The organism is Planomonospora antibiotica (assembly GCF_014647955.1).
Taxonomy (GTDB): Bacteria; Actinomycetota; Actinomycetes; order Streptosporangiales; family Streptosporangiaceae; genus Planomonospora; species Planomonospora parontospora.
Map to the genome: position 1 here is coordinate 248996 of NZ_BMQE01000005.1, position 23274 is coordinate 272269.

Genomic DNA, 23274 nt, shown 5'->3' on the forward strand with positions numbered 1-23274 from the left:
GGTCCCAGCCTTCCGGGGTCTCTCCCGCCCCCGGCGGGCCCCGGCGAGGGTGAGGGGCATGATCGCTCTCATCACGGGTGCCACCAAGGGCATCGGACACCAGATCGCCAGACTGCTCGCCGAGCGGGACGTGACCGTCCTGGCCGCCGGCCGGGACGCCGAGCGCGGGCAGCGGGCCGCCGACCGGATCGGCGCCCGGTTCGTCCAGCTCGACGTCACCTCCGCCGAGTCCGTCGCCTCCGCCGCCAAGTGGATCGAGGCGGAGTACGGCCGGCTCGACATCCTCGTCAACAACGCCGGGGTCCTCCTCCCCCAGGAGGACCCGGCCCCGAGCGCCACCCCGGTGGACGTGCTGCGCGCCACCTACGAGACCAACGTCTTCGGCGTGGTCGCCGTCACCAACGCGATGCTCCCGCTGCTGCGCCGCGCGCCCGCCGCGCGGATCGTGAACATGTCCAGCGGTCTGGCCTCCCTGGCCCAGGCCTCCGACCCGCAGGACCCGTCCTGGGAGCACAACCACCTGGCCTACAACTCCTCCAAGTCGGCGCTCAACATGGTCACCGTCGCCTACGCCAAGGAGCTGGCCGGCACCCCGATCAAGGTCAACGCGGCCGACCCGGGGTACTGCGCGACGGACATGAACGGCCACAGCGGCCCCCGCACCGCCGAGCAGGGCGCGGCCGCCGCCGTACGGCTGGCGCTGCTGGACGCCGACGGGCCCACCGGTTCCTACCAGGACGAGGACGGCGTCCTGCCCTGGTGATCTACCTCACCGGCGGATTAGACGGCGGCGGACGGGACAGAGAGGGGAGGCGACGCGAATCGCGGTTCGCGGTGGAGACCACCTGACTGATCGGACGGTGAGATGGGGCAGCAACTCGACAAGGACCGGTTCTCGGAGGCGGAGTTCGCCCGCTTCGGGGAGCGGCTGGCCGAGCAGCTGGCGGAGCTCCGCGAGCTGCTGGCCCGGCCGGGGTTCGGGACGGGGCCCATGACCATCGGGGCCGAACTGGAACTGTTCCTGACCACGCCGGACGGCCGCCCGCTCCCGCGCAACCGCGAGGTGCGCGACACCGCCGGGGACGACCGGCTCACCCTGGAACTCGGCCGGTTCAACCTGGAGGTCAACCTGACCCCGCTCCCGCTGGCGGGCAGGCCGTTCGCCGCGCTGGAGAAGGAGCTGCACGAGACCATCGCGGTGGTGGACTCGGCGGCGGCGGAGCACGGCGGGCGGTCGGTGGCGATCGGGATCCTGCCGACCCTGCACGAGTTCGACTTCACCCACGGGGCGATGAGCGACGAGAGCCGCTACCGGGCGATGAGCCGCGGCTTCCGGCGGCTGCGGACCGAGCCGTTCCGGGTCCGCATCCACGGTGTGGAGCAGCTGGAGCTGGAGGTCGAGGGCGTGATCCTGGAGAGCGCCAACACCTCCTGGCAGGTGCACCTGCGCACCGCGCCCGCCGACTTCGCCCGCGTCTACAACGCCGCTCAGCTGGCGATGGGGCCGGTCCTGGCGGTCAGCGGCAACTCCCCGGGATTCCTGGGCCGGCGGCTGTGGGAGGAGACCCGCATCGCCTTGTTCGAGGAGTCGGCCGACGACCGCGACCTGGAGCGGCTCGGGCGCCGGGACCGGCGGGTGGCCTTCGGCTCCGGCTGGGTCAGGAGCGCCGAGGAGCTGTTCGAGGCGTGCGTGCGCGACTACGAGCCGATCCTGCCGATGCTCACGCCGGAGCGCGACCCCGGCCGGGAGGGGGCCCCCGCCCTGGCCGAGCTCCGACTCCACCAGGGCACGGTCTGGCAGTGGAACCGGCCGGTCTACGACCCGGCGGACGGCGGCCACCTGCGGGTGGAGATGCGTGCCCTGCCCGCCGGGCCGACCCCCGTCGACATGGCGGCCAACACGGCCTTCCTGCTCGGTCTCACCTCCGCCCTGGCCGTCGAGCCGGTCGAGGAGTTCGCCTTCGCCTCCGCCTACCGCAACTTCTACCGGTCGGCGATCGAGGGGCTGGACGCCTCGCTGGCCTGGCCCGGCAGGCGGGAGGAGGTCCCGGCGGCCCGGCTCGCCCTGGACCTGCTGCCGCTGGCCGCGGCCGGGCTGGAGCGGGTGGGCGTCGAGCCGGGCGAGGCCGAGCGGATGCTGGACGTCGTCCGGGAGCGCGTCACGCGGCGCCGCACCGGATCGGTCTGGCAGCGCGAGGCGCTGGAGGCGCTGGGCGGGGACCGCGCCCGGATGGTGACCCGCTACCGGGAGCTGGCGCTGGTCGGCGACCCGGTGCACACCTGGCCCGTCTGACCCGGCCCTGTGCGGCCCCCGGGTGATGCCCTGCGCGGCCCCTCCCGTGTGATCGCGGCCCGGATGATCGCGAAAGGGATTCGACCGGCATACTCATGAATTCCGTACCTTGATCCGCCAGACTGGGCGGGACGGGAGGACTCTCATGAGCGCGATGAAGGCCGTGTCCGCGGGGCCGTTCGAGCTGAAGCGCGACGGCGACCGCTTCAGCGCCGGGATCCGGGTGCTGGAGCGGGAACTCGAGCGGGTGACGCTGGAGGCCGTGCTGGCCAAGGCCAACCGGGCCGCCACCCGGCGGGGCGCCGCCGGGTCGGGGGCCTTCGGCTCGATGAGGCCCCGGCCGGTGGACTGGTACTGCTTCGACGCCGCCGACAACGCCTTCCCCGACTGGTACCCGCAGGGACTGACCTGCTCGTCCGACGCGGGTGCGGCGGGGAACGTGTTCGTGGTGAGCTGGTACTACAAGCCGGAGGCGGGGGAGCGGGGCGTGCGCCTGTCCTTCCTGAACGCCGCCACCCTCCGCTACCGGCACGTCCTGCTCGTCGAGGCCCGCGCGGACGGGGGCATCGCCCCGATCGACATCCACGCCGGAGGCGTCGCCTGGTACGGCCACCTGCTCTACGTCGCCGACACCGTCCGGGGGTTCCGGGTCTTCGACACCCGGCAGATCTTCGAGGTGAACGGCGGGGACGACCGGGCGATCGGCGGGAAGAAGGGCGTCTACGACGCGTTCGGCTACCGCTACGTGATGCCGCAGACCGGTGCGTGGACCACCACCACCGGGGCCGCGCGGTTCTCCTTCGCCGCCGTGGACCGCAGCGCCGACCCCGACCTGCTGATCTCCGGCGAGTACGTCGACGAGCCGGGGGAGACCGGCCGGGTGGCCCGCTGGCGGCTGGACCCCGACGGCGCCCTGCGGGCCGGGGCCGACGGTGTCGCCGCGGCGCTCGACGCCTACGCGCTGCCCGCCGGGAGGATCCAGGGCGCCCTGTCGTACGACGGCGCCTGGTACCTCAGCCAGGGCGCCGGATCGCAGCGGAACGGCACCCTGATCGAGGTCGGCGACGGGATCGTCCGCAGGCCGTACCCGGTGGGCCCGGAGGACCTCGCCTGCGTGCGCGGCCGCGGGCAGGTGTGGAGCGTGACCGAGTTCGTCGGCCGCCGCGTGATCTACGGGGTCCCCCTCTGAGGAGCCGCCCGGCCCGGGGCGCCGCGGCCGGAGCCGGCGGATCCGGTCGGAGAGACCGTGGGTCGGCCGGAGCCGGAGCCGGGTCCGCCGGGAGGCGTTCGCCCGCATCCTCCCCGTCAGTGCAGCGAGCCGCCGGCCAGGCGCAGGTCGTCGTGGACCAGGCCGGCGGCCGTCACGATCGCGGTCAGCCCCTCGGCGACCATCGTGACCGGCATGGACGGCATGGACGGCCCGCCCTGGTCGAGAACCTGCCCGGGGGCGGCCGGCACGTGCACGAAGCCCCCGCGCACCTGCGGGAACTCGGTGGCGATCAGGTGCATGAGGCCGTAGAAGACGTGGTTGCAGACGAACGTCCCGGCGCTGTGCGACACGCTCGCCGGCACGCCCGCCTTCCGCGCCGCCGCCACGCAGGCCTTCACCGGCAGCGTGGCGAAGTAGGCGGCCGGCCCGCCGGGGACCACCGGGCGGTCCACCGGCTGGTCGCCCGCGTTGTCGGGGATGCGGGCGTCGTCGAGGTTGATCGCGACCCGTTCGACCGTGACGTCGGCCCGCCCGGCCGCCTGCCCGACGCAGACCACCACCTCGGGTCCGTGCTCCAGCATCGCCGCCCGCAGGCGGTCGGTCGCCGCGCCGAACACGCACGGCAGCAGTACGGCGTGCGCGCCGGGCACCAGCCGCACCGCCTCCCACGACGGGTTGACGGTCGCGCCGTCGAACGGCTCGAACCCGGCCAGCAGCGCCCTCATCGCCGGGCCGCCGGCAGGGCGCAGGCCGGGGTGCCGCCGGGCAGGCGGTGCCGGTTGGCGGCGACCAGCCGGTAGAGGCCGTGGGCCGCCCACCGCAGCGGCGGGAGCCGGAGCGCGAACCCCAGCGCGCTCCACGGCGCTCCCGCGGCGATCAGCAGCCGGGCGGCGGCCTGGGCCCCGCCGTACACCCGGCCGTGCTCGACCCAGAGCACCTCGCGGTCCGCCCGCTGCGGGGTGGTGCCGAGCGCGGCCAGGTCGGCGGACTGCCAGGGCGTCACCCGGGCCCGCACGCCGATCCACCTCTCGGCGAAGTGCACGCTCGCCGTGCAGAATCCGCAGTCGCCGTCGTAGACCAGCACCGGTCGTTCTGTCATAGACAAACCCTACTTGTCACCTTCTGTGCTAGGGCCGTCCAGGTAGCGGAAGGCCTCGTGCGCCGAGCGCACGCTCTCCCGCAGCGCCCGCTCCAGCCGGCCGGCGTCCTGCGCCAGGTGGTCGATCTCCGGCACGGCGAGCGCGTCGGCGCCCGTCTCGGCGAGGAGCTCCTCGTACCTGGGCAGCCGGGAGCGGAGCAGCTCGATCTGCTGGTGGGCGCGGAAGGCGCGCTCGGCCTCGGCGACGTGGCCGGCGTAGCGCTCCAGCGCCTCGACGCGGGCGACGACGGCGGCCTCGCTGGCGGCCAGCGCCCGCTCCAGCGGCGCCATCGCCGCGGCCACCTCCGGGGTCCTCGCGTCGTGGCCGAGCCGGTCGTGCTCGTCCCGCAGGGCCGACAGCTTGGCCAGCAGCCGGGCGATCTCCCACTCCTGGGCCGGGAGCATCACGGAGTTGCGCGCGTCGTCGAGCATCCTGGAGGCGTTGACCTGGGAGCGCAGGACGTACTCGACCGCCTTGCGGGTCCGTTCGCGCAGTTCCTCGGCGGGGGCGTCGAAGTCCTCCGGGAGCAGGTAGCGGTCCTCGTACCAGCGGGCGTTGCGGTAGACGTCCTGCTCGGTGTCCTCGCTCTCCAGGGGCCCCTCGCGGGCGGCCAGGTGGCCGGTGAAGGCCACGAAGAGGAGCAGCGCGGGGACGAATATGAAGATCCGCCCGTCGTCGGCGCGGAAGGCGCCGGCGAGCAGCAGGAGGGCTGCGACCGCCCCGGCGACCTGCAGCGCCCGGACCGGCAGGCCGGGGGCGTCGAGCCGGGGCTCGGGGGTCCATCCGGCGCGGATGCGCGACAGCAGCGATCCGTTCCTGCGGAACAGATCGGCGACCTCCGCAGGAACCTCCGGGTCGACCGCCACATGCTGCACCGGCTCGTTCTCCCCTTTCCCGCGGTCGGACCGTAGTCGAGAAATCTTATTTTCGGCTATCCGTCGAGATAGCGGAACGCCTCGTGGGCGGAGCGGATGCTGGCGTTCAGCGCCTGCCGCAGCTGGTCGGCGTCCTGCGCCAGATGGCCGATCTCCGGAGCCATCAGCCGGCCCGCACCCGCCTCCGCGACGAGCTGCTCGTACTCCGGGAGCTGGGCGCGCAGGGCCTCGATCTGGTGGTGGGAGAGCAGCGCCCGCTCGGCCTCGGCGACGTGGTCGGCGTAGCGCTCCAGCGCCTCGACGCGGGCGACGACGGCGGCCTCGCTGGCGGCCAGCGCCCGCTCCAGCGGCGCCATCGCCGCGGCCACCTCCGGGGTCCTCCCGCTCCTGGCCATGTCGTGGTGCCTGGCCCGCAGGGCCGACAGCTTGGTCAGCAGGCGGGCGATCTCCCACTCCTCCGCGGGGAGCATCACCGAGTTGCGGACGCCGTCCAGCAGGCCCATGGCGTTGATCCGGGAGCGCAGGATGCGGTCGATCGCCTGCTGGACCCGGCCGAGCAGGTGGCGCGAGGGCGGGTCGAAGTCCTCCAGGACCAGGAAGCGGCCGCGGAGCTGGACCGCGTGGCGGTACAGGACGCGCTCCAGGGAGTCGGCGGGGGTGGGCTTCCTGGCGAGGTAGAGGATCGCCATGACGAGGAGCTCGATCCCGGCCAGGACGATCAGGGGGAGGGCGCCCACCCCGGCGGCGACGAGGGTGACGAACGCCAGCACCAGCGTCAGCGCGAAGACTCCCAGGACCGGGCCGGGGACCCGCGAGCCGTCCCGCGCCTCGGGGTTCCAGCCGCGGTGGAACCGGGACAGCAGCGGTCCGTTCCGGCGCATGAGGTTGGCCACCTCCGCGGGCACCTCCGGATCGACCACCACACGCAGCACGGGCCCGCCCCCTTCGCCGAAGCCAAAAGCATACCTATCAACCCGATTTCGGGTCAGGCGTGCTTCCATGGTGCCTCTTCGCGAGGCCTGTGGTGTCCTCCCTACGGGTGATTCCGGCCGCCGGTCAGGGCACGGCGGGGAACCTGGAGGGGCGGAAACGAAGCGGTCCCCCGGCCTGGGGCCGGGGGACCGCTGGTGGTGGACGATACAGGGATTGAACCTGTGACCTCTTCCGTGTCAGGGAAGCGCTCTCCCGCTGAGCTAATCGTCCTCGGGTGAACCAGAGCGGAAGACGGGATTCGAACCCGCGACCCTCACCTTGGCAAGGTGATGCTCTACCACTGAGCCACTTCCGCGCGTCCCGCTGCGGGTTTCCCCTCGCGGTGCTCGCAACACTTTACCGGATCCCGAGGGCTCCGGCGCCCGTGCGGTGAGGTGGAGACGGGATTTGAACCCGTGTACACGGCTTTGCAGGCCGTTGCCTCGCCTCTCGGCCACTCCACCAGCCGGATCCCGGAGGATCCGTCAGAGCGGAAGACGGGATTCGAACCCGCGACCCTCACCTTGGCAAGGTGATGCTCTACCACTGAGCCACTTCCGCGTGTTTCCCGGTGAATTCGTCCGGGGCACGGGAGAACTCTAGCGCGTTCCCGGAGTGCGCGCGTCCAACCGGGCCGCCCGCCGCGGCTGCGGGACGCTCAGCTCCGGAGCCGGACGACGTCCTCGGCCCGGACGAACATGACCCGGTGCCCGAACTGGATCTGGTGGTAGCGCGTCGCGCCCCGGATGAGGCGGTGCTTCGACGGGTCGAAGGTGACCGCGTGCAGGTGGGAGCCGCGCCGGGTCAGGCCGAGGCTGTAGTGCTGGCCGGCCGGGAGCCGGTACTGCAGCGGGACGGGCCGCTGCCGCTTCACCCCGCGCGGGTAGGCCGAGGCCTCGGGGTACGGCCTGCCGTACAGCTTCACCGAGGCCAGGCCCGGCCGGGGGGTGACCACGGGGCCGCGGGCGCGTACGGAGGTCCGGGCGCCGGCGGGGTCGTGGAACCAGGCCTTCTGACCGAGGTACCAGATCGCGGTCCAGTCGCCCCGGCGCTCGGCCAGGGCGTAGCGCTGGCCGGTCGAGGCGCGGGCGGCGTGGTCGTAGACGCTGTGGCTGGAACCCCCGGTCGGGTGTTTGCCGACGTCCCTGACCAGCGGGGCGTCGGCCGCCGGGGCGGTGCGCAGCCAGACCGAGGACGCGCCCGCGGGAGGGCAGGCGCGCGACCCGCCGCCGCACCCGGTGAAGTGGGGCCGGTGGACGGCGTAGCGGGGCAGGATCGTCACCGAGCGCGCGGGCCGCCGGCCGGAGAGGGCGGTCAGGGCGGCCAGGGCCGGCCGCGGAGCGCGGGCGGCCCGGTCCAGCGGGCGTCCCAGCAGCTCGAAGTAGTGCTCCCAGTCCCAGTAGGGGCCCGGGTCCTCGTGCATGCCGCGCACGGTCGCCGGGGTGGCGCCGGGCACGTTGTCGTGGCCGAGGATGTGGGCCCGGTCCAGCGGCACGCCGTACCGCCGGGCGAGGTGGCGGACCAGCCGGGCCGAGGCGCGGTACATCGCCTCGGTGTACCAGGCGCCGCCGCGGGCCAGGTAGCCCTCGTGCTCCAGGCCGATGGAGCGGGAGTTGACGTACCAGTTGCCCGCGTGCCAGCCGACGTCCTGGCCGCGCAGGTGCTGGGCGATGTGGCCGTCGCTGGAGCGGAGGGTGAAGTGCCAGCTCAGGTAGGCGGGGTTGGCCGCGAGCCGGGTCATGGCGTCGTAGCCGGTCTCCCCGTCGTGGATGACGATGTAGTCGATCTCCCTGCGGCCCTCGTAGCGGTCGTGGTTGCCGTAGCGGCCCTTGCCCAGCTTCCGGTAGGCGGCGGGGATCCACTCGCAGGAGACCCCGCGGGGGCAGTCGGGCCCGGTCCTGCGCCGGGTCTCCTGCCGCAGGGCGAGCCGCCGGGGCGGGCGGTCGTCCCGGTCCGCACGGCCCGCCTCCGCACGGCCCGCCGGGGTCGCCGGGGTCAGGGCGGGGTCCGGGCGCAGGACCACCCGCTCGCCGTCGTCGGTCACCCGGGCGGCTCCGGTGCGGAGCGCCGCGTAGACCTCGTCGGCGAAGACCGTCGCGGCCCGGGCGTCCCGGGTCGCGGGATAGCGGGCCACCGCGTCGTACCAGTGGGCGGGGCCGGCGTCCGGCCGTCCTCCGCCGCTCCGCTGGTGGCGGGCGAGGAGCGCGGCGCCGCCCATGATGTTGGCGGCCGGGTCCAGGCGCAGCCGGTCGGGGGAGATCCCGGTCAGGCGGGCGGCCCGGTGCAGGGTGTCCGGCGGCGGGATCCGGTCGCCGCGGGCGGTGGGGCGGGGGACCGCCACCCGGAGCGGCCGGGTCTCGTCGCCGCGCGCGTCCACCCCGGCCGCGCCGTGGTGGTCGTCGCGGTGGCGGCCGGAGGATGCGGCGGTGCGCGCGTCGACCAGGTGCATGGGGCCGTACCCGCCGGAGACGCTCGGCCTGCCGCCGTTGGCGTCCCAGCGGGACTGCAGGTAGGAGACGGCGAGCAGCAGGTTCTCCGGCACGCCGTACGTCCGGGCGGCCCGGGCGAAGGCGGCCTGCCTGCCCTGGTGCGGACGGTCCCGCATCCGGCTCTCCGGGCCGTTTCCCGGGCGGTTTTCCCGGGCGGCCCCCTCGCCGTTCCCCGGGGCGGTCTCCGGGCCGTTTCCGTGTGCGTTCCCCGGGGTGGTCTCCGGGCCGGGGAGCGGAGGCGGCTGCGGGCCCGTCCGGAGGTTCGGCTCCGGGACGGCGTGGGCAGAGGGCGCGCCGAAGGCGGCGGAGACGGCGAGAGCGGCGAATACGGTGGTGATGCACGGCAGGCGGCGCATAGTGGTTCCTCCCGCCCGGACCACTACCCACAGTAGCGATGAGCTACCGTATGTGATTCATGTGATCGATCGGACGGAATCGACGAATTCCTGCCCGATTCCGGGCAGGAAAGTTGGCGAATCGCGTTCTCCCTGCATATCGTCCTGGTCTGTGTCCACCGCATGGCATCCGCACGAGGAGCTGATCACTCATCTGACCCGGACGAGCGCACTCGGGCCGGGAGAAGCGGCGCGGGTGGTGGCGGACGTGCTGGCGTACTTCTCGGAGGGGACCGAGGAGTACGTCCGGCGGCGCCACGCCGAGCTCAAGGCGAAGGGGCTGGTCAACGACGTCGTCTTCCCGCGGATCGCCGCGGAGCTGGCGGCCCGCCGCGTCTCGCCCCCCGAGCTCTCCCTGCGCCAGTTGCGACGGATCGTTTACGGATAAAACCGTACAAAGGGTACAAATATCTCAGTGAGAGGGTGATGATCATGTGTGGAATCGTGGCCTACGTCGGCCCGAAGGACGCGGCGCCGATCCTGCTGGAGGGCCTCCAGCGCCTGGAGTACCGGGGCTACGACTCGGCCGGCGTGGTCGTCTCCAACAAGGGCCTGAAGATGCGCAAGGTCAAGGGCCGCGTGGCGGACCTGGCGGCGGCCGTGCCCGCGCGGTTCAAGGGGACGGTCGGCATCGGCCACACCCGCTGGGCCACCCACGGCGTGCCCAGCGACGTCAACGCCCACCCCCACCTGTCGAACGACGAGCGCGTCGCGGTCGTGCACAACGGCATCATCGAGAACGCCGACGAGCTGCGGGCCAAGCTGGAGGCCGACGGCGCGGTCTTCCTGTCCGAGACCGACACCGAGGTGCTGGCGCACCTGATCGCCCGGACCGTCAAGGAGACCGACTCGCTGGAGGAGGCCGTCCGCCTCGCGCTCAAGCGGGTCGTCGGCACCTACGGCGTCGCCGTGCTCGACGCCGAGCGCCCCGGTGAGGTGGTCGTGGCCCGCAACGGCAGCCCGATCGTGCTGGGCATCGGCGAGAAGGAGATGTTCGCCGCCTCCGACGTGGCCGCGCTGGTCCGCTACACCCGCCAGGTGGTGCACCTGGAGGACGGCGAGCTCGCGGTGCTGCGGGCCGACGGGTTCAACACCTTCGCCAGCGACGCGCGGGAGACCGCCAAGGAGCCGCTGACCGTCGACTGGGAGGCCGCGCACTACGACACCGGCGGCTACGAGCACTACCTGCTCAAGGAGATCTCCGAGCAGCCCGACACCGTGGCCCGCACCCTGCGCGGACGCCTCGACGAGCGCTTCAACGTCGCCCACCTGGGCGGCCTCAACATGGACGCGCGGGAGACCCGCTCCTTCCGCCGCGTGAAGATCATCGGTTGCGGCTCGGCCTACTACTCCGGCCAGATCGGCGCGCAGCTCATCGAGGAGCTGGCCCGCATCCCGGCCGACGCCGAGCCGGCCAGCGAGTTCCGCTACCGCAACCCGGTCGTGGAGCCCGACACCCTGTACGTGGCGATCAGCCAGTCGGGGGAGACCTACGACACCCTCGCGGCCGTCCAGGAGCTCAAGCGCAAGGGCGGCCGGGTGCTCGGCATCGTCAACACCGTCGGCAGCGCCATCGCCCGCGAGTGCGACGGCGGCGTCTACCTGCACGCCGGGCCCGAGGTCTCCGTCGCCAGCACCAAGGCGTTCACCTCGACCGCCGTGGCCTTCGCGCTGCTCGCCCTGCATCTGGGCCGGGTGCGCGACCTGTCGCCGGCCGACGGCCGCCGGATCTGCGAGGGGCTGCGCGCCCTGCCCGACCAGATCAAGGAGATCCTCGCCCTGGAGCCGCAGGTCAAGGAGCTGGCCGAGAAGTACGCCGACTCGCCGAGCATCATGTTCGTCGGCCGTGTCCGGGGCTACCCGGTGGCGCGCGAGGGCGCGCAGAAGCTCAAGGAGATCTCCTACGTGCACGCCGAGGCCTACCCGGCCAGCGAGCTCAAGCACGGCCCGCTGGCGCTGATCGGCCCGGAGATGCCGACCGTGGCGATCGTCCCCGACGACGAGCTGCTGGACAAGAACCTGACCACGCTGGGGGAGATCCGGGCGCGCGGCGGACGGGTGCTGATGGTCGGCCACCGCGTCGCCGACCCCAAGCTGGCCGACGACTGCCTGGTCGTGCCCAAGAACGAGGTCGAGCTGGACCCGATCCTGCTGGGCATCCCGCTCCAGCTCTTCGCCTACCACGCCGCCGTCGCCCTGGAGCGGGACGTGGACAAGCCCCGGAACCTGGCCAAGAGCGTCACGGTGGAGTAGCCGGAGCATGACGCCCGCTACGTCCCGTTCTGTTGCGGAAAGTGATGGTGCTGTAACCTAGAGTGCCAAGGGCACCCTGGGAAAGGGGCACCTATGCACCGTAGGCGGTTTTTCGGGATCACCGCGGGAGTCGTGGTCGCCGCGGCGGGATGCGGGGCGACGGGCGGCGCCGGGCCTCCGGCGTGGGGGAGGCTGTCGGTCATCGCGCCCGCCGCCCGCGGGCGGGAGGCCGACCGGGTGGCCCGGGCGCTGGCGTCGGCGCTGACCGGCGACGGACTGGCCCGGACGGTCGAGGTGGGGAACCACCCGGGCGGGGCCGGGGCCGCCGCCCTCGCGGCCCTCGCCGCGTCGCGGACCTCCGGTGTGCCGTTCACCCGCGAGGGCGGGCTGCTGGTGGCCGGGATGCCGATGGTCGCCGGGGCGGAGACGTCCGGCGCCGCCCCGCTGGCCGAGTCCGCCACCCCGCTGGCCCGCCTGGTCGGCGAGTGGGCGGCGCTGGCGGTCTCCGCCGACTCGCCGCTGCGCTCCTTCGAGGACTTCGCCGCCCGGCTCCGGCGGGACCCCGCCGGGCTGGTGGTCGGCGGCCGGTCGGCCGGCGGCCCGGACCACGTCCTCTACGGCATGATCGGCAAGTGCCTGGGCGTGGACGCCCGCCTCCTCGACTACACCGGGTACGCCGGGGCCGGCCAGGCCGTCGAGGCGCTCGGCGGCGGATGGGCCGCCGCGGTCCTGGTCCCGGCCCGCGCGCTGGCCGCCGGCCTCGCCTCGGGGCGCCTGCGCGCGCTGGCGGTCTCCTCCCGCGACCGGATCGACGGGATCGAGGCGCCGACGCTCATGGAGCTGGAGGTCCGGCTGGAGTACGCCGACTGGCGCGGGCTGCTCGGTCCCGGAGGGATGAGCGACGAGGACCGCGAGGCCGCCGTCGCGCTCTGCGACCGGATCGACGCCTCCCCGCGCTGGCGGGAACTGTGCGCGCGCCAGGGCTGGGAGCGCGTGTACCTGAGCGGCGGCGACTTTGGGCAGTGGCTCGCCACCGAGACCGAGCGGACCCGGGGCGTGCTCTACGAGCTGGGCCTGCTGGGCTCATCGGACACAAATTGTAGGGCCGGTTGCGCGATCCGCCCCTAGATGTAGGATCCTCCTCGTTGCTGGTTCGCCCCTGGCGGGGCGAGGAAAGAGGGAACCCGGTGCGATTCCGGGACTGCCCCGCAGCGGTGAACGGGAACGACCGCCGTCAGAGGCACTGGGGAGACCTGGGAAGCGACGGCCAGTAGGAAGCGCACGAACACGCCCGTGAGTCCGAAGACCTGCCGGTGACGCGTGGAAGGGGAGCCGAACCGGGCTCCGGGACGCCCGAGGGCGGTCCGGGCCGCCCGTCGGGGCGGCCCCGGCCACGCAAGCGGTCCAGGGCCTCGAGGGAGGGCCCGCGGACGAGGCGGTTCCCGCGTGCCCTTCCTGCGGCCGGGATCCGCCCTCCGACGCGCGCCCGTCCCTGGAGAGCCGTACACACGGGGAATTCCAGCGCGCGAGGGGTGGCACGTGACACAGACCATGGCAGAGGCCGCGACCGGCACGGCGGCCGGCACGGTGATCGGCGCAGTGATCGGCACGGCGAACGACACGGCGATCGGCACGGTGGCCGACGCCGCGGGCGGGGCGGGGACCGGCACGGCGGCCGGCGCCGTACCGGCGACGGGAGCCGGTCCGGACGCCCGCCGGCTGGCCATCGAGGAGGCCGCCGCCCGGGTGATCACCGACCCGGAGAACTCCAGGACCGCCGCCGGGCTGCTGGACGGGCTGATCGCCGACGAGGCCGCCGAGCACGGCGTGCGGACCTTCTCGGAGTCCGTCGCCGCCACCCGTGCGGCCGGGCTGGTCTCCGACCGGCTGGCGGAGTTCGTCGCGGCCAACGCGGCGGAGCTGGACGCGCTGGTCCGCGAGGAGACCCGGTTCGAGTACTTCGGCCTGCGCACGGTCTACGACCGCTACCTGCTGCGCCACCCGGAGACCCGCAAGGTCCTGGAGCGCCCGCAGCACTTCTTCCTCCGGGTGGCCTGCGGCCTGTCGGAGACGGTGGCCGAGGCCGCCGAGCTGTACGGCCTCATGACCACGCTGTCCTACCTGCCGAGCTCGCCGACCCTGTTCAACTCCGGCGCCCGCCGCCCGCAGCTGTCGTCGTGCTTCCTGCTCGACTCGCCGCGCGACGAGCTGGAGGGCATCTACGAGCGCTACGCGCAGGTCGCGCGCCTGTCGAAGTACGCCGGGGGGATCGGCATCGCCTGGACCCGGGTGCGCTCGCGGGGCTCGCTGATCCGGGGCACCAACGGCCACTCCAACGGCATCGTGCCGTGGCTGCGCACGCTGGACTCCAGCGTCGCCGCGGTCAACCAGGGCGGCCGGCGCAAGGGCGCGGCCTGCGTCTACCTGGAGACCTGGCACGCCGACGTCGAGGAGTTCCTGGAGCTGCGCGACAACACCGGTGAGGACGCCCGCCGCACCCACAACCTCAACCTGGCCAACTGGGTCCCGGACGAGTTCATGCGCCGCGTCGAGGCGGACGCGGCGTGGTCGCTGTTCGACCCCAAGGACGTCCCGCACCTCACCGACCTGTACGGCCCCGCCTTCGACGCCGCCTACCGGGCCGCCGAGGAGGCCGGGCTGGCCGTGCGGCGGGTCCCGGCCCGGACCCTCTACGGCCGGATGATGCGGACCCTGGCCCAGACCGGCAACGGCTGGATGACCTTCAAGGACGCGGCCAACCGCACCTCCAACCAGACCGCCTGCCCCGAGAACGTCATCCACCTGTCCAACCTCTGCACCGAGATCCTCGAGGTCACCAGCGACGCCGAGACGGCCGTCTGCAACCTCGGCTCGGTGAACCTGGCCGCCCACCTGGCCGGGGACGCCTTCGACTGGGAGCGGCTGCGCCGCACCGTCCGCACCGCCGTGCGGTTCCTGGACCGGACCATCGACCTGGGCTTCTACCCGACGCCCGAGGCCGAGGCCGCCAACCGCCGGTGGCGGCCGATCGGGCTGGGCGTGATGGGCCTGGCCGACGTGTTCTTCGCGCTGCGCCTGCCGTTCGACTCGCCGGAGGCGCTGGAGCTGTCCACCCGGATCGCCGAGGAGATCGCGCTCGCCGCCTACGGCACCTCCGCCGACCTGGCCGCCGAGCGGGGCCGGCACCCCTCCTACGGCGAGACCCGGGCCGCGGACGGGGTGCTCCACCCCGACCACTACGCCGCCGCACGCTCGCCCGAGTGGACCGCGCTGCGGGAGCGGATCGCGGAGACCGGCCTGCGCAACTCCCTGCTGATCGCGATCGCGCCGACCGCCACGATCGCCTCCATCGCCGGCTGCTACGAGTGCATCGAGCCCCAGGTCTCCAACGTCTTCAAGCGCGAGACCCTGTCGGGCGAGTTCCTCCAGGTCAACCGCTACCTGGTCCGCGACCTGCAGGCGCGCGGGCTGTGGAACGAGCCGATCCGGGACGCGATCAAGCGGGCCGACGGCTCGGTCCAGGACATCCCGGAGATCCCCGCCGACCTCAAGGTCCTGTACCGGACCGCCTGGGAGCTGCCGCAGAAGGCGCTGATCGACCTGGCCGCCGCGCGCACGCCGTACGTCGACCAGGCGCAGTCGCTGAACCTCTTCATGGCCACCCCGACCATCGGCAAGCTCTCCTCGATGTACGCCTACGCCTGGAAGTCGGGCCTGAAGACCACCTACTACCTGCGCTCGCGCCCCGCGACGAGGATCGCCCAGACCACCGTGGCCGCGGCTCCGGGAGCGCCCGCGCCCGCCGCGGTCGCCGACCCCGAGGCCGTCGCGTGCTCCCTGGAGAACCCCGAGGTCTGCGACGCCTGCCAGTAGGCCCGCGGTGCGGCCCTCCCGCGACCCGGCGACCTCGCGCATCGTGCGCGGCCGATGACCTCGCGCACCACGCATCGTGCGCGACCGATGACCTCGCGCACCACGCATCACGCACGACCCGACGACGACACGGAGACATCCAGCATGCTGCTCGACCCCGGCATGGACCTGACCCTGCGGCCCATGCGCTACCCGGACTTCTACGAGCGCTACCGGGCCGCCATCCGCAACACCTGGACGGTGGAGGAGGTGGACCTGAACTCCGACCTCGCCGACCTGGCGAAGATGACGGACCAGGAGCGCCACCTGATCAACCGGCTCGTGGCGTTCTTCGCCACCGGCGACTCGATCGTGGCCAACAACCTGGTCCTCAACCTCTACCAGCACGTCAACGCCCCCGAGGCCCGGCTCTACCTCAGCCGCCAGCTGTACGAGGAGGCCGTGCACGTCCAGTTCTACCTGACGCTGCTCGACACCTACCTGCCCGACCACGACGAGCGGGTCAAGGCCTTCGCCGCGGTCGAGCACATCCCGTCGATCAGGGACAAGGCCGAGTTCTGCTTCCGCTGGATCGACTCGCTCGGCGGGCTGGACCGGCTGGAGACGCGGGAGGACCGCCGTGCCTTCCTGCTCAACCTGATCTGCTTCGCCGCCTGCATCGAGGGCCTGTTCTTCTACGGCGCCTTCGCCTACGTCTACTGGTTCCGCTCCCGCGGGCTGCTCGGCGGCCTGGCCACCGGGACGAACTGGGTGTTCCGCGACGAGTCCATGCACATGGAGTTCGCCTTCAGCGTGGTGGACACCGTACGCGCCGAGGAGCCCGATCTCTTCGACGACGAGCTCGCCGCGCAGGTCGTCCGGATGATGGAGGAGGCGGTCGCGGCCGAGCTGGCCTTCGCCGCCGACCTGTGCGGCGACGGCCTGTCCGGGATGGGCGTCGAGGCGATGCGGCGGTACCTGGAGTACGTGGCCGACCAGCGCCTGGCCCGGCTCGGCATGCCCGTCCGGTACGGCACCGCCAACCCGTTCGCCTTCATGGAGCTGCAGGACGTGCAGGAGCTGGCGAACTTCTTCGAGCGCCGGGTTTCTGCGTATCAGGTGGCTGTCGAGGGGAATGTCACATTCGACGAGGACTTCTGATTATGGGCCAGTTATAGGGGAAACCTCTCGCCGGTAAAGCCGACGAGGGGGGACGCCGTCCGTGACGGACTGGATCATCATGCTGGTCGCCGTACTGGCCGCGGTCGCGGCCGTGGAGGTGGTGAGGCGGGTGCTGCGCTCACGACTGATCGGGGATAAGTGGGTCATGGCCGGCCCGCTGATGCGGCGCTGCACCTGGCCCGCGTTCGCCACGGCCGCCGTGGTCGCGGCCTACACGGTCTACGAGCCGGGCACCATGGCCGACGGCGAGACCAACCAGAACATCCAGCGGCTCCTCAGCCTGGCCATGATCGGCTCCGTCACGTGGCTGGTCCTCCAGGCGGCCTACGCGGTGACCGACGTCGTGCTCGACCGGCTGATCCGGATCGAGGGCGAGCGCAACCTGCGGGCCCGGCGCATCCGCACCCAGATCGCGCTGGTCCGCCGGGTCGCCTCGGCGGTGGTCATCGTGGTCGCGCTGGGCGCGATGCTCTTCACCTTCCCGCAGGTCCGCGCGCTCGGCGCCGGGCTGCTCGCCTCCGCCGGGATCGCGGGCGTGGTCGCGGGCATCGCCGCCCAGTCGACACTCGGCAACCTGGTCGCGGGGCTGCAGCTCGCCTTCAGCGACGCGATCCGGCTGGACGACGTGGTCGTGGTGGAGAAGGAGTGGGGCCGGATCGAGGAGCTGACCCTCACCTACGTGGTCCTGCGCCTGTGGGACGAGCGCCGGCTGGTCCTGCCCGTCTCCTACTTCACCACCAACCCGTTCGAGAACTGGACCCGGCACGGCAGCCGGGTGATCGGCCACGTGCTCTTCCGGGTCGACTGGTCGGTCCCGGTGGACGAGCTGCGCACCGAGCTCTACCACGCGCTGCGCGAGCACCCCCTCTGGGACCAGAAGGACTGGGTGCTCCAGGTCACCGACGTCCTGCCCAACGGCCTGGTGGAGCTGCGCGCGCTGATGAGCGCCGCCGACTCCGCCAGCGCCTGGGACCTCAAGTGCGACATGCGCGAGCACCTGCTGAAGTTCGTCCGGGAGAAGTATCCCGAGGCGCTGCCGCGCTTCCGGGTCGAGACCTCCCCCTGACGGCCTTTCCTACGCCTCGCCGGCCGGCTGGTGCTCGGCGCAGTCCACCCGCAGGGCGGCGTCCCCGAAGGGAGTGTCGAGCAGACGGCAGTGGTGCGGCAGGTCCGGGTCGTCGTGCGCGGCGCGGGCGAAGAAGCGGCAGGTCACGCAGGTCCGGGCGACCGCGAGCACGCCGGTTCCGTGGAGGCGGGCCACGAGGTCGAGCAGGAAGCGCAGCGTGTCGGCCTTGTCGGCCTCCGGGGCGCCGCCCAGCCAGGCGGTGACGGGATCGGACCAGTGCGCCAGCTCGCCGGCGAGTCTCCGGCCGGCGTCGGTCAGCAGGAGGACGTGGCTGCGCCGGTCGCCCGGATCGGGTTCCCGCCGGACGAGCTCCTTGCGGCGCAGCGCCGTGAGCGCCTCGCTCATGGTGGCGGCCGAGACGTCGAACTCGGCGGCCAGGTCGCTGGAGCGCGGCGGCCGCGTCCTGCCGGACAGGTGCAGCAGCAACTGGGTCTGGATCGGGCTCAGCCCGTTGGCGTAGGCCTGCCGCCACAGCAGGGTGCGCACCGCGTGCCCGACCCGCTCCAGCGCCGCGGCCAGCCGGCGGTCCAGGTCGGTCCCGTCGGCGGCCGGCGGCGCGGCCGCGTCGGCCGGCAGCGGCCCTTCCTGCTGCATCGCCCCTCCATTCGCCAGGAGTCCTAAGCATAGAGGTTGACAGGCTCTGCGTGCTCTTCTAGTTTACTTCGGAGTCCGAAGCTTAGGACTCCTAACGGAAAAGAGGGTCAGCATGTCCCGAATCGAGATCCGGGGGCGCCGCCTCGCCGCCGCGGCGGCGCTCGGCCTGCTCGCCGCAGGCCTGCTCGCCACGCCCGCGGCCGCCCACCCGGACGGGAAGGGCCACCCGGACGGGAAGGGCCACCGGCACGCCGCGGAGCACGGCGGCATCCGCTCGTCGCGCGGCGACGCCCGCCCGTCCGCCTTCGACCTCGTCCGCACCAGCGTGCGACGCGACGGGCGCCATCTCGTCTTCACCGAGCAGGTACGCGGCCGCGCCGGTTCCGTGCGGCCCGAGCGGCACGGGTCCTTCGCCGGCAGCGAGGTGCTCAGCTACGTCTGGCCCACCTCGCTCGACCCCTCCACGGTCGGGTTCACCGCCGGCAGCGGCACCCTCGCGCTCGCCGCGACCTCCCACCCCGACTTCGACGACACCCCCGGCTACGACGAGGACCGCAACGGCCGCACCGACGACGACGGCGCCCGCTGGCACAGCCACTGGGTGGTCCTCGTCCCCGACACCACCCGCCCCGACGGAGCGCTGAAGGTGCGCGACATCGCCGAGGGCGAGAAGCCGGACCTGCCCCGCACCTGGCCCGGGGTGCCGCTCTACCTCGACAGCCCGCCCTACCCGACGCGGCTGGACGCCCACACGGTGCGGATCCGGGTCCCCCTGGCGGACCTGGGCTTCCCGAAGGACTTCGCCTACGACGGCGTCACCGCCGCGCTGCGGATCAACGCCGATCTGCACGACCCGCTGCTGCGGGTGAGCAACGTGCTCGACGTCGCCTCCGGTGACCTGTCCCTGCCCGGGCGGGTCGGACGGCGCTGAGCCCCGCCGCGGATCACCGCCGTGCGGGCGCGCCGCCTCGAAGGCCGCGCCCGCACGCGGGACCGGAAGACCTCACCCGGGGGTCACGGGGGATCCGGGATCCTCACGGGGAGTTCGACGGCCGGAGCACCCGGGCGGCTCCGGCGATCAGAGCGGTGGCCAGGATCCAGCCGGAGGCCACCAGCGTCCAGGCGAGCCACCGGGTCCAGCCCACCGGCTCCCAGGCCCCGCGCTGCTCGAAGACGCTCACCGGGACCAGCAGGTCCAGCGTGTAGACGAAGGCGTTGAAGTGCCGGACGTGGTCCGGGTCGATCTTCACCGGCGGCACGGACGAGAAGACCGCCGTGCCCGCGGCCAGCAGTACCACCGCCCACAGCCCGGCCAGCCAGGGGCGGTAGCCGTACCCGACGGCGACGTCGAGCAGGCGGCCCCAGAACCGGCCGGTGGGCCTGAGCGTGCCGCGGTGCTCGCGCTGCTTGGCCAGCAGCACCCGGCGGGCGTCCGGCTCGTGGCCGATCCGCCGGTACCAGGCGGCCAGCTGCTCGTACGGCTGCGGCCGGTAGCCGCCCGGGTCCCGGCCGACCCACGAGAGCCGCTCGGCGACGGTCCACGAGCCGCGCAGCGCCTCGTAGGTCAGCCCGTTGAGCTGGACCCGGTCGGGATAGGCGGCGGGGTGGTCCAGCAGCACGCCGATCCGCGAGTAGCCGAGATTGGCCTCGCCCTCGATCGCCGACGGCTTGAGGATCAGCTCCTCCACCTGCATGTGGCTCAGGTGCAGGGACCGGTCGGGCGCCTTCAGCGCCGCCCGGTCGAACGAGAGCACGCCGTTGATCCGCGCCCCGCGCAGCCGTACGGTGCCCACGGCGTCGAACCCCGCGCTGAACTCGGCCGCCGAGGACTCCAGGAAGTCGGCGTAGACGGCGTACGACGTGGCGGAGGTCTCAGGGAAGCCGACGTGGCCGTACGGCTCGGCGGCCGCGGGTTCGGCGGCCGGGAAGGAGGCGTGCGGGGTGGCGGTGATCGACGCCTCCTGCAGGTAGAGGCCGCCGTGGAACTTCGCGCCCACCATGCGCAGCCCGCCGGTGGCACGCAGCCCCCGCAGGAACGCGCCGCCGTCCACGACCGCGCCGCCCGCCCAGACCGCCCAGCGGTGCCCGTCGTCCAGGCCGCGCTCCCGCCGCTCGGCCTCGCTGTACGGCTTCCTGACGTCCTCCATGAACCGCATCAGGTCGGGGTCGGCCGCGTCCGGAGGGCTCACCCGCGCCCTGGCGAGCCGGAGCTGGCCGGTGATGTGGGCGTTGTCCATCCGCAGACCGCGCACGGAGGAGCCGTCGAAGTCCAGCAGCCCGTCGACGGTGCTGCGCGCCGCCCGGACCCGGCCCAGTTCGCACCCGCGGAAACGCAGGCCCTGGGTCTTCGCGTCGCTGATGTCGACCGTCCCGGACAGGTGGCAGTTGAGCAGGTGGAGCTTGGCCCCGACGGCGCCGTCCGACAGGTCCAGGTTGCCGGTGATCCGGGCCCCGGCCAGCCGCAGGCCGGGCGTCGCGCCCGGCTCCGGCTCCCGCGCGCCGAGCAGCAGCGCCGCGACGACCTCCGCCCGTACCGTCCGCTCCGGCCCCCAGGACTCCCCGTTCGCCGGATCGTCGGCCTCCGGGTCGCCGGAGCGCAGGTCCACCCAGGCGCCCGTCTGGTAGGCGTCCCAGAGCCGCCGCTCGGCGGGGTTCAGCCGCCGGAAGGGGCGCGTCAGTCGCATGCGGGGCCTCTCCCGGGAGCGGTCATGGCGGGGCCGCCCGCCGTACGGGCGCGGGGCCCGCCTCATGATCGGATCAGGGTCGAGGGAGAATCTACCCCGTGCAGATCCGCAACGGCTTCCGGCTGACCCTCGGCGACCCCGCCGAGCACGTCGCCACGCTCGTGATCGACCGACCGGGCAAGCGCAACGCGATGAGCGCGGACATGTGGCGGGCGCTGCCCGGCATCCTGGAGCCGCTCGCGGCGGACCCGGCCGTACGGGTGCTCGTGCTCACCGGAGCGGGCGGGACCTTCTGCTCCGGCGCGGACATCTCCGAGATCGCCGAGCTGTCCGAGGGCGGCGACGACACCGGCCTGACCGTCACCGCGGAGCGGGCGCTGACCCGGTTCCCCAAACCGGTGATCGCGATGATCGAGGGCTTCTGCGTGGGCGGCGGCTGCCAGCTCGCGCTCGCCTGCGACCTCCGCCTGGCCGCCGACGGCGCCCGCTTCGGGATCACCCCGGCCAAGCTCGGCATCGTCTACCCGCTCTCCTCCACCCGCCGCCTGGTCGAGCACGTCGGCCCGTCCGCGGCCAAGTCGCTGCTCTACACCGCCGATCTGATCGACGCCGGACGGGCGCTGCGCATCGGCCTGGTCGACGAGGTCCTGCCGGCCGGGGAACTGGCCGGCCGGGTGTACGGCCTGGCCCGCACGATGGCCGGGCGGTCGCAGCTCACCCTGGCGGCCGGCAAGGAGATCGTGGACGGGCGGACGGGAGAGGAGGCCTTCCGGGCATGGCAGCAGGCCTCCCGGGAGGAGCTGGCCGAGGGCGTGGCGGCCTTCCTGGAGCGCCGCCCGCCCCGCTTCACCTGGGGCCGGTGACGGTCGGTCCCGCCACGGGGCGCGCCCCGACCGGCGGAGGGCGGGAGCCGGCGCCCCGGCGCCGGGCGCGGACGGCGCCGCCCGCCCCGTCGCCCGCCGGCGCGGCGCGCCCTACCGGTCGACGATCTCGTTCTTGCCGATGACCACGACGCCGCTGTTGGTGACCGCGAAGCGGGAGCGGTCGTGCTCCAGGTCGAAGCCGATCCGGGCGCCGTCCGGGATGACCACGTTCTTGTCGATGATGGCCTTGCGCACGACCGCGCCCCTGCCGACCTTCACGTTGCCCATCAGCACGGAGTCCTCGACCACGGAGTGGGAGTGCAGCACCACACCGGGGGAGAGGACGGACCTCTCGGCGAGGCCGCCGGAGACGATCACCCCGGAGGAGACCAGCGAGTCGATCGCCCGGCCGACCCGGTCGCCGTCGTTGTGCACGAACTTGGCCGGCGGGAGCGGGTCGTGGCCGGTGTAGATCGGCCAGCGGTCGTTGTAGAGGTTGAAGAACGGGTGCGCCGAGATGAGGTCCATGTGCGCCTCGTAGTAGGCGTCCAGGGTCCCGACGTCGCGCCAGTAGCCCCGGTCGCGCTCGGTCGAGCCGGGCACGACGTTGTCGGCGAAGTCGTAGACCTCGGCGCTGCCGCTCTTGACCATCATCGGGATGATGTTCCCGCCGAGGTCGTGCTTGCTGGTGGGGTCGAGCGCGTCCTCCCGGAGCGCGTCGATCATCGCCTGGGTCCGGAAGACGTAGTTGCCCATCGAGGCGTAGACCTGGTCGGGCGCGTCCGGCAGGCCCACCGCGTCGGTGGGCTTCTCCCGGAACGCGGTGATCCGCCGCCCCGCCGGGTCGGTCTCGATCACCCCGAACTGGTCGGCCAGCGACAGGGGCTGCCGGATCGCCGCCACGGTCACGTCGGCGCCGGAGTCGATGTGCTGCTCCACCATCTGCCGGGGGTCCATCCGGTAGATGTGGTCGGCGCCGAACACGATGACGTGCTCGGGCATCTCGTCGTAGACCAGGTTCAGGTTCTGGAACAGCGCGTCGGCCGACCCGGAGAACCAGTGCGGCCCGAGCCGCTGCTGCGCCGGGACCGGGGTGACGTAGTTGCCGAGCATCGCCGACAGGCGCCAGGTGCGTGAGATGTGCCGGTCGAGGCTGTGGTTCTTGTACTGCGTCAGCACGACGATCTTCAGATAGTGACCGTTGGCCAGGTTCGACAGCACGAAGTCGATCAGCCGGTAGATCCCTCCGAACGGCACCGCCGGTTTGGCCCGATCCGCAGTCAGCGGCATGAGCCGCTTGCCTTCACCGCCGGCGAGCACGATCGCGAGGACTCTCATACCCAGGAC

At 73.2% G+C, this 23274-nt stretch carries 19 protein-coding genes, 4 tRNA genes and 1 riboswitch; of the genes, 11 read left to right on the forward strand and 12 right to left on the reverse strand.

Annotation, left to right across the window (positions count from 1 at the left end):
• Window positions 1-58 precede the first annotated feature (58 nt).
• The 3 genes from IEZ06_RS07080 to IEZ06_RS07090 all read left to right on the forward strand — a co-directional run bounded on the left by IEZ06_RS07080 (window position 59) and on the right by IEZ06_RS07090 (window position 3482).
• Window positions 59-763, forward strand: coding sequence for an SDR family oxidoreductase (locus tag IEZ06_RS07080; RefSeq protein WP_189235829.1), 705 nt, complete (start codon window positions 59-61; stop codon window positions 761-763).
• 102 nt (window positions 764-865) lie between these two features.
• Complete coding sequence (locus tag IEZ06_RS07085) at window positions 866-2293, forward strand: glutamate-cysteine ligase family protein (RefSeq protein WP_189235830.1); 1428 nt, start codon at window positions 866-868, stop codon at window positions 2291-2293.
• Between the two features lie 145 nt (window positions 2294-2438).
• Window positions 2439-3482, forward strand: a complete 1044-nt coding sequence (locus IEZ06_RS07090) for a hypothetical protein (RefSeq protein WP_189235831.1) — start codon at window positions 2439-2441, stop codon at window positions 3480-3482.
• A gap of 116 nt (window positions 3483-3598) precedes the next feature.
• Here IEZ06_RS07090 and pcp read toward each other — a convergent pair whose 3' ends face one another.
• The 9 genes from pcp to IEZ06_RS07135 form a co-directional block, all read right to left on the reverse strand.
• Window positions 3599-4228, reverse strand: a complete 630-nt coding sequence (pcp, locus tag IEZ06_RS07095) for a pyroglutamyl-peptidase I (protein WP_189235832.1) — start codon at window positions 4226-4228, stop codon at window positions 3599-3601.
• Window positions 4225-4602: a thiol-disulfide oxidoreductase DCC family protein gene (locus tag IEZ06_RS07100; RefSeq protein WP_189235833.1), complete on the reverse strand. Its 378-nt coding sequence runs from the start codon at window positions 4600-4602 to the stop codon at window positions 4225-4227. Before IEZ06_RS07100 ends, pcp begins: the two co-directional genes overlap by 4 nt.
• A gap of 9 nt (window positions 4603-4611) precedes the next feature.
• Entirely contained in the window at window positions 4612-5517 is a 906-nt protein-coding gene (locus IEZ06_RS07105; protein ID WP_229797850.1) for a hypothetical protein, read from the reverse strand.
• Between the two features lie 56 nt (window positions 5518-5573).
• Window positions 5574-6449: a hypothetical protein gene (locus IEZ06_RS07110; protein WP_229797851.1), complete on the reverse strand. Its 876-nt coding sequence runs from the start codon at window positions 6447-6449 to the stop codon at window positions 5574-5576.
• A gap of 196 nt (window positions 6450-6645) precedes the next feature.
• Window positions 6646-6720, reverse strand: a tRNA-Val gene (locus IEZ06_RS07115).
• A gap of 13 nt (window positions 6721-6733) precedes the next feature.
• A tRNA-Gly gene (locus tag IEZ06_RS07120) sits at window positions 6734-6805 on the reverse strand.
• A gap of 77 nt (window positions 6806-6882) precedes the next feature.
• Window positions 6883-6953 (reverse strand) — tRNA-Cys (locus IEZ06_RS07125).
• A gap of 25 nt (window positions 6954-6978) precedes the next feature.
• Window positions 6979-7050: transfer RNA gene (locus IEZ06_RS07130), tRNA-Gly, on the reverse strand.
• A 97-nt stretch (window positions 7051-7147) separates the two neighbouring features.
• Window positions 7148-9094 carry an N-acetylmuramoyl-L-alanine amidase gene (locus IEZ06_RS07135; RefSeq protein WP_203871742.1) on the reverse strand — a complete coding sequence of 649 codons (1947 nt, stop codon included), beginning with the start codon at window positions 9092-9094 and terminating at the stop codon, window positions 7148-7150.
• Between the two features lie 391 nt (window positions 9095-9485).
• Between IEZ06_RS07135 and IEZ06_RS07140 the strand changes: the two genes are divergently transcribed.
• The 6 genes from IEZ06_RS07140 (at window position 9486) to IEZ06_RS07165 (ending at window position 17726) form a co-directional block, all read left to right on the forward strand.
• Window positions 9486-9761 (forward strand): hypothetical protein, encoded by a 276-nt coding sequence (locus IEZ06_RS07140; protein ID WP_189235835.1) that lies wholly within the window; start codon window positions 9486-9488, stop codon window positions 9759-9761.
• 38 nt (window positions 9762-9799) lie between these two features.
• A complete protein-coding gene (gene glmS, locus IEZ06_RS07145; RefSeq protein ID WP_229797852.1) occupies window positions 9800-11626 on the forward strand; it encodes a glutamine--fructose-6-phosphate transaminase (isomerizing) in 1827 nt (608 codons plus the stop codon).
• A gap of 93 nt (window positions 11627-11719) precedes the next feature.
• The gene (locus tag IEZ06_RS07150; protein ID WP_189235836.1) at window positions 11720-12754 is read left to right on the forward strand and encodes a Bug family tripartite tricarboxylate transporter substrate binding protein; all 1035 of its coding nucleotides are present in this window, start codon (window positions 11720-11722) and stop codon (window positions 12752-12754) included.
• A 4-nt stretch (window positions 12755-12758) separates the two neighbouring features.
• Window positions 12759-12955, forward strand: a riboswitch (cobalamin riboswitch).
• 210 nt (window positions 12956-13165) lie between these two features.
• Entirely contained in the window at window positions 13166-15499 is a 2334-nt protein-coding gene (locus tag IEZ06_RS07155; protein WP_229797853.1) for a ribonucleoside-diphosphate reductase subunit alpha, read from the forward strand.
• Window positions 15500-15643: 144 nt separating this feature from the next.
• Entirely contained in the window at window positions 15644-16639 is a 996-nt protein-coding gene (locus tag IEZ06_RS07160) for a ribonucleotide-diphosphate reductase subunit beta (RefSeq protein ID WP_189235837.1), read from the forward strand.
• A gap of 61 nt (window positions 16640-16700) precedes the next feature.
• On the forward strand, window positions 16701-17726 hold the full coding sequence (locus IEZ06_RS07165) for a mechanosensitive ion channel family protein (protein WP_189235838.1): 1026 nt from the start codon (window positions 16701-16703) through the stop codon (window positions 17724-17726).
• A 9-nt stretch (window positions 17727-17735) separates the two neighbouring features.
• Here IEZ06_RS07165 and IEZ06_RS07170 read toward each other — a convergent pair whose 3' ends face one another.
• Entirely contained in the window at window positions 17736-18380 is a 645-nt protein-coding gene (locus IEZ06_RS07170) for a MarR family winged helix-turn-helix transcriptional regulator (RefSeq protein WP_189235839.1), read from the reverse strand.
• Between the two features lie 112 nt (window positions 18381-18492).
• On the opposite strand from IEZ06_RS07170, the gene IEZ06_RS07175 reads away from it, so the two are divergent.
• Window positions 18493-19311: a hypothetical protein gene (locus IEZ06_RS07175; RefSeq protein ID WP_189235840.1), complete on the forward strand. Its 819-nt coding sequence runs from the start codon at window positions 18493-18495 to the stop codon at window positions 19309-19311.
• 103 nt (window positions 19312-19414) lie between these two features.
• Here IEZ06_RS07175 and IEZ06_RS07180 read toward each other — a convergent pair whose 3' ends face one another.
• Window positions 19415-21064: a pentapeptide repeat-containing protein gene (locus IEZ06_RS07180; RefSeq protein ID WP_189235841.1), complete on the reverse strand. Its 1650-nt coding sequence runs from the start codon at window positions 21062-21064 to the stop codon at window positions 19415-19417.
• A 98-nt stretch (window positions 21065-21162) separates the two neighbouring features.
• Here IEZ06_RS07180 and IEZ06_RS07185 point away from each other — a divergent pair, with 98 nt between their 5' ends.
• Complete coding sequence (locus IEZ06_RS07185) at window positions 21163-21927, forward strand: enoyl-CoA hydratase/isomerase family protein (protein WP_229797854.1); 765 nt, start codon at window positions 21163-21165, stop codon at window positions 21925-21927.
• A 111-nt stretch (window positions 21928-22038) separates the two neighbouring features.
• On the opposite strand, the gene glgC is transcribed toward IEZ06_RS07185, so the two are convergent.
• Window positions 22039-23265: a glucose-1-phosphate adenylyltransferase gene (gene glgC / locus IEZ06_RS07190; RefSeq protein ID WP_189235842.1), complete on the reverse strand. Its 1227-nt coding sequence runs from the start codon at window positions 23263-23265 to the stop codon at window positions 22039-22041.
• Between the last annotated feature and the right edge of the window lie 9 nt (window positions 23266-23274).